At 54.7% G+C, this 3,988-nt stretch carries 6 protein-coding genes; 4 read left to right on the top strand and 2 right to left on the bottom strand.

Translation table 11 applies throughout. From position 1 onward, the window contains the following. From RR842_RS12485 to RR842_RS12500, 4 genes are all read left to right on the top strand, one after another. On the top strand, window positions 1–828 hold an 828-nt coding region (locus RR842_RS12485), incomplete at its 5' end, for a tyrosine-type recombinase/integrase (RefSeq protein WP_332729948.1). Next, window positions 821–1,765, top strand: coding sequence for a tyrosine-type recombinase/integrase (locus tag RR842_RS12490; RefSeq protein WP_332729949.1), 945 nt, complete (start codon window positions 821–823; stop codon window positions 1,763–1,765). The genes RR842_RS12485 and RR842_RS12490, both read left to right, overlap by 8 nt. After that, complete coding sequence (locus RR842_RS12495; RefSeq protein ID WP_332729950.1) at window positions 1,710–2,744, top strand: tyrosine-type recombinase/integrase; 1,035 nt, start codon at window positions 1,710–1,712, stop codon at window positions 2,742–2,744. The genes RR842_RS12490 and RR842_RS12495 overlap by 56 nt, the downstream gene beginning before the upstream one ends. Window positions 2,745–2,808: 64 nt before the next feature. Then, window positions 2,809–3,012, top strand: coding sequence for an integrase core domain-containing protein (locus tag RR842_RS12500; protein ID WP_332729953.1), 204 nt, complete (start codon window positions 2,809–2,811; stop codon window positions 3,010–3,012). Window positions 3,013–3,079: 67 nt separating this feature from the next. Here the strand turns inward: RR842_RS12500 and RR842_RS12505 are convergent, their stop codons facing one another. Further along, window positions 3,080–3,325, bottom strand: a complete 246-nt coding sequence (locus tag RR842_RS12505; RefSeq protein WP_332554581.1) for a hypothetical protein — start codon at window positions 3,323–3,325, stop codon at window positions 3,080–3,082. Then, a partial coding sequence (locus RR842_RS12510) for a DUF1700 domain-containing protein (protein ID WP_332729952.1) occupies window positions 3,318–3,988 on the bottom strand: 671 nt, incomplete at its 5' end. The genes RR842_RS12505 and RR842_RS12510, both read right to left, overlap by 8 nt.

Below are 3,988 nucleotides of genomic sequence, written 5' to 3' on the forward strand. Positions count from 1 at the left end.
AAGAATCGAGTGTCTGCAATCAAGCTGTTTTTGTACCAATCCTTTCCCGATGATGATTTTGACCGCACAAGAATAACGCTCAACACTATCGTTGATTACCACAGCTCAATTGGAAGCGGAGAAGGCGCGTCAATGCGTGCAATCCAGGGCTCCGATCTGCGCTCTTATGCGAAGTTTCTGCGCAGCAAAGACATTGATGTCGGCCCGCTCGATGCCGTATCGCTTTGTGGCCCGACAAGGCGCGACCATGTAGTTCCCGGACGCCTCTGCGAGCACGACTACGGGAAACTGAAGGCATCCTGCGATACGGGAACAGGAAGAGGTACCCGCGATCTCGCAATGGTTCTCTGCATGGGCAACCTCGGCCTGCGCGCTTGCGACGTTGCCCGCCTCAGCCTCGATGATGTGAACTGGTCTGAGGGGACGCTGTCTGTCCATGACTCCAAGAGCAAGACGGCAAGAACGCTCCCCCTTGATGAGGATACCGGACTAGCACTCGAGCAATATGTCCGCAATCGTACTCCGAACCCAGGTGCGCGTACCCTGTTCGTGAACACCGCGGGCAATCCGATTACCTCAAGCCAGGTCCAAACAGCAATCTTTCTCGCGGCTGGTCGAGCCTGTATCGACTCCTATCACGGAACGCACGGACTTCGACGTATGGTGGCGACGAATATGGCAAATGCGGGTGTCGATGCGAAGACCATAGCAGATGTTCTTGGCCACGAGCGAATAGACACGACGGTGCGCTACGTAAAGGTCAGTCCGAACAACCTGCTCAAAGTCGCAGCTCACTGGCCGGAACAGGAAGCAGGCTCACATGAGTAGCCTTGAAGAATCGATCGAAGGTTACATAGCATTTAAGCAGGCTCTCGGCTTCGATTATGCCGGAGAGGCGCAGCGGCTGCATGCTTACCTCGCATTTTGTGATGGCGAGCCGCTTACGGAAGAATCAGCATTGGAGTGGGCGTGTAGCGGCCCTGGGCATCCTCGCAGCTATCAAATCCAGCGCTACGAAACCGTGAGAAGGTTTTCCGAGTTCGCGTATGCCCTAGATCCTGGCATCTTCAAGTTAAAACCGGGCATTCTCGGCTCAGTGGGCAGCCGCATTGTTCCCTATATCTTCACAGACGAAGATATTCTCATATTGATGAAGGTCGCTCGCACATGTAAGTCACCCGACGGATTGCGCGGCGAGGGGCTCGCGTTTTTGATTGGGCTCATGCGCTCATGCGGGCTGAGAATCAGTGAGGCTCTTAACTTGCGCGATTCGAACTTCAATGTTGAAAGCAGCACGCTTGACATCGTCGATTCGAAATTTGGCACGTCAAGGACGATTTACCTTTTGCCCGATGTCGCAGACCATATCGTCGCCTATCAGCGCTTCAGGAACGGCATCGCCGGATCACCGACTAGCCGCCTCATCGTCACTACCGAAGGAAAGCCCCTTGGCGTGGATTCTGCGCAAGGCATGTTCAGCGAGGTCAGATGGGCGCTTCTTGGTCGCGGTGATTCATTCGAAGGCCGAAAGGCTCGTTTGCATGATATGCGTCACACCTTCGCGACTATGACCATATTGCGCTGGCACAGGTCAGGTGTCGACGTCAATGCGATGATTCCCTATCTGAGCGCGTATCTCGGCCACAAGAAGCTGTCGGATACCTACTGGTACCTGACAGGAGTCCCCGAACTGCTCGCCGTCGCCGCAGATGCCTTCAAGGCTGCGGGTCTTGCGAGCGAGAGGGCCACAAATGGCCTCGACTGATTTTGCGGAGCTGCTGGAGAAGTTCTTTCTCCAGTGGATGATGAAGGGACGGCAGCTGTCTGCCCGGACGATATCAACCTATAGCGACGCTTTCGCGATCTTTCTGCATTGGATGCACGATGAAATGGGCGTGGAGGCTTGCAAGGTCACAATCGATATGTTCACGGCCGAGAATGTCGAACGGTTTTTGCAGTACCTGTCAAATGAAAAGGGGAATTGCGCCACAACGACCAACTGCCGTCTTGCCGCGATAAAGGCATTCGGCAGCTATGCCGCATACAAGGTGCCTGAGCGCCTCTTTCAAATGAAGCGCATTAGCGACCTGCCCCGTCGAAGAGAAAAACGCAGCGAGGTAAATTATCTGACAACAGAAGAAATCGGGTGGCTCAAGACCGAATGCAAAAACGAGATAGACCATATTATGGTGTCGCTGCTCTTCAACACGGGCGCACGCGTAAGCGAGCTAATAAGCATACGCGCTTGCGACTTCTCTTTCTCCGTCGAAAAGGGCGTGGTAAAGATCTTTGGCAAAGGCCGAAAGGAAAGAACGCTTCCGCTATGGGAGGAAGTAGTGACAGAAACGAAGGAATACCTTGCTCGTAATGGAATAAGGCGAGACGAGTATTTGTTTGCAGGAAGAAACGTCGAGCATCTTACGAGGTCGGGGGTTCGGAGTCGCATCGAATCACTTGTTGCTAAGGCGACGCTGAAGCACCCATCGCTTGCACAGAAGAAGATCAGCCCCCATGTCTTTCGTCATTCGACGGCAATGGCGATGCTCGAAGCTGGCGTAGACATATCCACGATAGCCATCTGGCTAGGGCACGAGAGCATACAAACTACCCATCGCTATATGGCTACCGACATGAAGCGGAAGGAGGAAGCCCTTAAAAAGGTCCACGATCATGGCCAAGAAGAGAGAAAACCGGAGCGCTATCATGCATCCGACGACATCCTGTCGTTCTTGAATTCGCTATAACGTTATGTGCCGAAGCGGAGAGTAAGAATGCTGCCTCATCAGCGCTTCGGCACACACTCAGCACATAACGAAACTCAGCACATACGAACGCTGGTTTAGAACCTTGAAATCAGAATGGCTGCGCTTAAACGAGTACGAGACGCCACGAGAACTGCGCGAAGGCATCTCCCAGTTCGTCGAGCTATACAACAACGATCGCCTGCATGAATCACTAGACTACGAAACTCCGGCCAAGGCTTACTTCGGAGCATTTGCCCAGGCTGCGTAAGGATAAGAAAGCATGCGGCTGGAACCTCTTAAGATTCGAGAAAAAATGTCTGGACAACTCGACCATATTACACTTCGAAGGAATCGGTTTCGCTTGGCATGAAGCGTACGCCATGTGAGCCCTCGGTTACCACTACAGCCGTGTGGGGGGATTCAGCCTCGGGAGCGAGCGTGTCGGTGGTTTGCTCCCAGCTGACTGTTGAGAAATTGGCTAGGTTGAAATTTGCTGCGGCGAAGGCTCCCATGCCGATAGCGGATCCGGTCACCAGCAGAATGGTTGCTACGATCAGCACTACTTTGCGTGCTCTAGACATGCTTCGGCGCTCCTTCCGCAACAGGCGGCATGCTCGGCGGGGTGCTGCCGTTGCGCTTCTTCACGAACAGGCTCTTTATCCAGTTGGCGAAGGTGTGGGTGAGCTGCACGAGGCCCCTGCTCACCACAGTCATGCCTAGCCATGCGAACAGCCCGATGCCTGCTACGGCAAGGCCGCAACCGAGCACCCAGACGCCCGAGAGGAGAAATCCTGTTGCTGCAAAGTAGACCAGGCCCACTATGCCAAGGGGCGCGAACAGTACCAGACACACAACTGTTGCCCACAGTGAAACGATAACGGTCCAGATGCTTACGTACACTGCCAGGGCGACAAGGGCCAGCGCGAGGGCTAGGGGCGCCCAGATGGGAGAGAACACAGCCAGCAGCACGATGTTTAAGATGCGGCTGCCCGTGTTTGCCTTCGCGATGGCTTTGGGGATGGCCGGGGTTTCGGCAATGATCTGGGTGGCGATCACCTGCACCGGGCCGAGTGCTGCGACGGCCTCCTGCTCGTCCATGCCGTCTTCCACGCGGTCGTCGATCATTTCGGCGTAGAATGCGATGGACTGCTCTACTTCGTAGGAGGGCAGCTTGCCGAGCGAGCGGCGGAGCTCGGTTAAGAACTCGATTTTGTTCATGAGGTGGCACCTCGTTTCACGTATTC

This window comes from Gordonibacter sp., from assembly GCF_036667095.1.
GTDB lineage: Bacteria > Actinomycetota > Coriobacteriia > Coriobacteriales > Eggerthellaceae > Gordonibacter.